This window comes from Streptomyces solincola, from assembly GCF_002982015.1.
In the GTDB taxonomy this organism is placed as follows: Bacteria; Actinomycetota; Actinomycetes; order Streptomycetales; family Streptomycetaceae; genus Streptomyces; species Streptomyces solincola.
The window spans coordinates 1-5,397 of sequence record NZ_PVLV01000424.1 but is presented as its reverse complement, the minus strand read 5'-3'; the positions used below and the strand labels follow the sequence as shown (position 1 = coordinate 5,397).

At 71.8% G+C, this 5,397-nt stretch carries 4 protein-coding genes; 3 read left to right on the top strand and 1 reads right to left on the bottom strand.

Annotated elements, in window-relative coordinates; genetic code table 11:
- Positions 1 to 361 precede the first annotated feature (361 nt).
- Together C6N75_RS23715 and C6N75_RS23710 are read left to right on the top strand one after the other, a co-directional pair.
- Positions 362 to 1,792 carry an amino acid permease gene (locus C6N75_RS23715; RefSeq protein WP_105870933.1) on the top strand — a complete coding sequence of 477 codons (1,431 nt, stop codon included), beginning with the start codon at positions 362 to 364 and terminating at the stop codon, positions 1,790 to 1,792.
- A gap of 179 nt (positions 1,793 to 1,971) precedes the next feature.
- The gene (locus tag C6N75_RS23710) at positions 1,972 to 2,616 is read left to right on the top strand and encodes a superoxide dismutase (RefSeq protein WP_105870932.1); all 645 of its coding nucleotides are present in this window, start codon (positions 1,972 to 1,974) and stop codon (positions 2,614 to 2,616) included.
- Between the two features lie 147 nt (positions 2,617 to 2,763).
- Here the strand turns inward: C6N75_RS23710 and C6N75_RS23705 are convergent, their stop codons facing one another.
- Positions 2,764 to 3,408: a mycothiol-dependent nitroreductase Rv2466c family protein gene (locus C6N75_RS23705; RefSeq protein WP_105870931.1), complete on the bottom strand. Its 645-nt coding sequence runs from the start codon at positions 3,406 to 3,408 to the stop codon at positions 2,764 to 2,766.
- A 178-nt stretch (positions 3,409 to 3,586) separates the two neighbouring features.
- On the opposite strand from C6N75_RS23705, the gene pepN reads away from it, so the two are divergent.
- Positions 3,587 to 5,397: aminopeptidase N (gene pepN, locus C6N75_RS23700; protein ID WP_105870930.1), on the top strand; the 1,811-nt coding region annotated here is incomplete at its 3' end.

The window sequence follows — 5,397 nt, the reverse complement described above, 5'->3', positions numbered from 1 at the left end:
GACCGACCCGGGGACCCGCCCGCAGGTGCTGTGGTCGGCGGGCGCGGCGGCGCTGGTGCTGGCGGTGGCGGGGCTGCGGGAGGTACGCGACCGGCGGCGGCCGCGCGCCTGACCGCGCCGGGCCCGCGGGAGGGGCTCTGACCACGGGCGGGACCCCGTCCGACCCGCGGGCGGGCCGCGGCCACGGGCGGTGACCGACTCGTGGAGAGACCTTCACCTTGTGTGAGCACGGTGTCCGTATAGCGGGCGGGCGTTCCCTGTCACCGGTGACTCCGCCCAGACTGCTGTGCGCGCCCCGCCGGTCGCCGCACACGCGCCGGGGCCGCCACCGCACCCCGTCTCCGCCAGAACAGGGCCCCGCATGTCCCGGACGACTCCCGCGCCCGACGCGCCCGCCGACGCGCCCTCCCCGGCCGCCGCCCCGGCGGCCGAGCCCGGCGCCTCCCTCTCGCACGGTCTCAAGCAGCGCCACCTGTCGATGATCGCCCTCGGCGGGGTCATCGGCGCGGGCCTGTTCGTCGGCTCCGGGACCGCCATCGCGGCCGCCGGACCGGGCATCGTCATCGCCTACGCGCTGTCCGGCCTACTGGTCATGCTGGTGATGCGGATGCTCGGCGAGATGGCCGCCGCCAACCCGGCCTCCGGCTCGTTCTCGGTGCACGCCGAGCGGGCCATCGGCCCGTGGGCCGGCTTCACCGCGGGCTGGTCGTTCTGGTTCCTGCTCTCGGTGGCCGTCGGCCTGGAGGGCATCGGCGCGGCGAAGATCATGACCGGCTGGCTGCCCGGCACCCCGGAGTGGGCCTGGGTGGCGCTGTTCATGGTGCTCTTCTGCGGCACCAACCTGGCCGCGGTGAAGAACTTCGGCGAGTTCGAGTTCTGGTTCGCCGCGCTGAAGGTCGGCGCGATCGTGCTCTTCCTGGGCATCGGCGTGCTGGCCATCGCCGGGGTGCTGCCCGGCGCCGACGCGCCCGGCACGACCCACCTCACCGGCGACGGCGGCTTCCTGCCGAACGGCTCCGAGGGACTGATCGTCGGCCTGCTGGCGTCGGTCTTCGCCTACGGCGGTCTGGAGACCGTCACCATCGCCGCCGCCGAGTCCGAGCACCCGGTGGAGGGCGTCGCCAAGGCGGTGCGCACCGCGATGTGGCGGATCGCGCTGTTCTACGTCGGCTCGATGGCCGTGGTGGTCACCCTGGTGCCGTGGACCGACAAGGCCGTGGTCGAGGTCGGTCCCTACGTCGCGACCCTGGACGCGCTGGAAATCCCGGGCGCCGGGCAGATCATGAACGTCGTCGTACTGGTCGCGCTGCTCTCGGCGATGAACGCCAACATCTACGGCGCCTCCCGGATGGCCCACTCGCTGGTCGCCCGCGGACAGGGCCCGAAGGCGCTGGGCCGGATCTCCGGCGGGGTGCCCCGGATCGCGGTGCTGACCTCCTCGGCGTTCGGCTTCCTGTGCGTGCTGCTGAGCTACTGGCGTCCCGACGACGTCTTCCAGTGGCTGCTGAACATGATCGGCGCGGTCATCCTGGTGGTCTGGGTCTTCATCGCCGCCTCCCAGCTGGTGCTGCGCCGCCGCCTCCAGCGCGAGGCCCCCGAGAAGCTGGTGGTCCGGATGTGGGCCTACCCCTACCTCACCTGGGCGGCGCTGGCCGCGATGGCCGCCGTCTTCGTGCTGATGGCCCGCGAGCCGGACACCCGGGTCCAGCTCCTGTCGACCGGCGGGCTGACCCTCTTCCTGGCCGCCGCCGGCTTCGCCCGCCAAAGGCACGCCGCCCGCCGCGCGGGCTGACGCCCGCCCCGAGACGCACGAAGGCCCCGGTCACCCGCCGGGGCCTTCGTGCGTCCGCACCAACGGAACCCCGCGACGCGCCCGGGACCTAGGACGATGGGCTGATCAACAGCATCCGTACCTACTGTTAGCCTGCACTTGCATAGAATGTGCAATAAGCAGTCGGAGGGCTCGGAGACATGGCGATCTACACACTTCCTGAACTTCCGTACGACTACGCGGAGCTCGACCCGGTCATCAACCCGCAGATCATCGAGCTGCACCACGACAAGCACCACGCCGCGTACGTGAAGGGCGCCAACGACACCCTGGAGCAGCTCGAGGAAGCCCGGGACAAGGAGGCGTGGGGCTCCATCAACGGCCTGGAGAAGAACCTCGCGTTCCACCTGTCCGGGCACATCCTGCACTCCATCTACTGGCACAACATGACCGGCACGAAGAACGGCGGCGGCGGCGAGCCGGACGCCGGCGACGGCGTCGGCGACCTCGCGGACGCCATCACCGCCTCGTTCGGCAGCTTCGCCAAGTTCAAGGCCCAGCTCTCCAAGGCCGCCGCCACCACCCAGGGCTCCGGCTGGGGCGTGCTGGCCTACGAGCCGGTCAGCGGCCGCCTCATCGTCGAGCAGGTCTACGACCACCAGGGCAACGTCGGCCAGGGCTCGGTGCCGATCCTGGTCTTCGACGCCTGGGAGCACGCCTTCTACCTCCAGTACAAGAACCAGAAGGTCGACTTCATCGACGCCATGTGGCAGGTCGTCAACTGGCAGGACGTGGCCAAGCGCTACGCCGAGGCCAAGGGCCGCACCCCGCTGATCACCCCCTGATGCCGCTGGGCCCCCGACGGCCCCGGCACCCCCAGGCGCCTTGCTCGTGATCGTCTTCTCAACCTTCACGGGGCGGGCGGAACAACGAACGGCCCCCGCGAGGACAGGACTCGCGGGGGCCGTTCCGTCTGCGTGCCCGGCGGGCGGCTACTTCAGGTTGCTGAAGTCCGGGCCCTCGGTGCGGGTGCGCTTCAGCTCGTAGAAGCCGGCGACGGAGGCGACCAGCAGGGTGCCGTCCCAGAGCTTCGCGGCCTCCTCGCCCTGCGGGGCGGGGGTGACGACCGGGCCGAAGAAGGCGACCTGCCCGCCGTCGGCGCCGGGCACCGCGATCACCGGGGTGCCGACCTCCTGGCCGACCTTGTCGATGCCCTCCTGGTGCGAGGCGCGCACCTGGGCGTCGTAGGTGTCCTGGTCGGCGAACTCGATCAGCTCGGCCGGCAGGCCGGCGTCGGCCAGCGCGCCCTCGATGGCCTCCAGGGTCGGGCCCTCGCCGTTGTTGTGGAAGCGGGTGCCGAGCGCGGTGTACAGCCTGCCCACGGCCTCGTCGCCGTGCAGCTCGCGGGCGGCGGCGACCACCCGCACCGGGCGCCAGCCCTTGGGGCCGAGCAGCTCGCGGTACTGCTCCGGCAGCTCGTCCAGCTTGTCCTCGTTGAGCACCGCGAGGCTCATCACGTGCCAGCGGATGTCCACCGGCCGCACCTTCTCCACCTCCAGCATCCAGCGGGAGGTCATCCACGCCCACGGGCACAGCGGGTCGAACCAGAAGTCGGCGGGGGTCCTCGTCTCGGACATGCGAGCTCCTCGTCAAGCGCTTACGGGTGGAAAGCGGCGGGGGCGGCGCGGGGCGGCTCCCTCCACAGCCGCAACGCCGCTGGTCGACCGGGCCATTCCCGGCCGTCACCGGTTCGGCGGCGGGGCTCGGCGGCGTGGGAGGATCGGCCCGACCCCATGAGCCACGAAGGAGTAGGCCGTGCCGCTTGAGAACCTGACCCGCGAGGAGGCCCGGGAACGGGCCGCGCTGCTGTCCGTCGACGGCTACGAGGTCGCCCTCGACCTGCGCTCGGCGGTCGGCGAGGGCGGCGGCGAGGAGCCGCGGACCTTCCGCTCGGTGACCACCCTGCGCTTCACCTGCGCGGCGCCCGGCGCGGACTCCTTCGCCGACCTGATCGCCCCCTCGGTGCACTCGGTGGTGCTCAACGGGCGCGAGCTGGACCCGGCGGAGGTCTTCGACGGGGCCCGGATCACGCTGCCTGGCCTGGCCGAGCAGAACACCCTCGTGGTCGACGCCAGGTGCGCCTACAGCCGCACCGGCGAGGGCATGCACCGCTTCGTGGACCCCGAGGACGGCGAGGTCTACCTCTACACCCAGTACGAGCCGGCCGACGCCCGCCGGGTGTTCGCCAACTTCGAGCAGCCCGACCTCAAGGCGCCCTACCGCTTCACGGTCACCGCCCCGGAGGGCTGGAGCGTGTGGGGCAACGGCGCCGAGGAGTCCCGCGAGGGCGGGGTGTGGCGGTTCGCCGGGACGGCGCCCATCTCCACGTACATCACCTGCGTCGTCGCCGGGCCGTACCACCACGTCACCGACGTCTACCGGCGGGACGGGATCGAGATCCCGCTCGGCGCGATGTGCCGGCGCAGCCTGGCCCGCCACTTCGACGCCGACGACGTCTTCCTGATCACCAAGCAGGGCTTCGACTTCTTCCACGACAACTTCGACTACCCCTACCCGTTCGGCAAGTACGACCAGGCCTTCGTGCCCGAGTACAACCTCGGCGCGATGGAGAACCCGGGCCTGGTGACCTTCCGCGAGGAGTACGTCTACCGGGGCAAGGTCACCCGGGCCGCCTACGAGCGCCGGGCCAACGTGATCCTGCACGAGATGGCCCACATGTGGTTCGGCGACCTGGTCACCATGGTCTGGTGGGACGACCTGTGGCTGAAGGAGTCCTTCGCCGACTTCATGGGCTCCTTCGTGCTGGCCGAGGCCACCCGGTTCACCGACAGCTGGGTCACCTTCGCCAACAGCCGCAAGTCCTGGGCGTACCGGGCCGACCAGCTGCCCTCCACCCACCCGATCACCGCCGACATCCGGGACCTGGAGGACGCCAAGCTCAACTTCGACGGCATCACCTACGCCAAGGGCGCCGCGGTGCTCAAGCAGCTCGTGGCCTACGCGGGCCGGGAGGCGTTCTTCGAGGGCGCGCGGCGCTACTTCAAGCGGCACGCCTACGGCAACACCCGGCTGGAGGACCTGCTGGCGGTGCTGGAGGAAACCTCCGGCCGGGACATGCGGGCCTGGTCGCGCTCCTGGCTGGAGACCACCGGCGTCAACGCGCTGACCCCGTTGGTGACCTGCGACGCGGAGGGCCGGATCACCGAGCTGGCCGTCGAGCAGGACGGCGAGGTGCTCCGGCCGCACCGGGCGGCGGTGGGCCTGTACCGGCTCGACGGCGGCGAGCTGGTGCGGTACGCGCGGGCCGAGGCGGACGTCACCGGGGCGCGCACGGTGGTGGCCGGGCTGGCCGGCGAGCGGCGGCCCGACCTGGTGCTGGTCAACGACGACGACCTCACCTACTGCAAGATCCGCTTCGACGAGCGCTCGCTGGAGACCCTCCGCGGCCACCTGGGCGCGCTGAGCGACCCGCTGGCCCGCGCGCTGTGCTGGTCGGCGCTGTGGAACATGACCCGGGACGCGCTGATGCCGGCCCGCGACTTCGTCGCTGCTGCTGCGGCGTTCGCGGGCCGGCATCAGCGCGTCCCGGGTCATGTTCCACAGCG

Excerpts from the sequence above, each read along its gene's own strand:
- C6N75_RS23715 (WP_105870933.1), top strand. The coding sequence starts at position 362 with ATGTCCCGGACGACTCCCGCGCCCGACGCGCCCGCCGACGCGCCCTCC.
- C6N75_RS23705 (WP_105870931.1), bottom strand. The coding sequence starts at position 3,408 with ATGTCCGAGACGAGGACCCCCGCCGACTTCTGGTTCGACCCGCTGTGC.
- C6N75_RS23710 (WP_105870932.1), top strand. The coding sequence starts at position 1,972 with ATGGCGATCTACACACTTCCTGAACTTCCGTACGACTACGCGGAGCTC.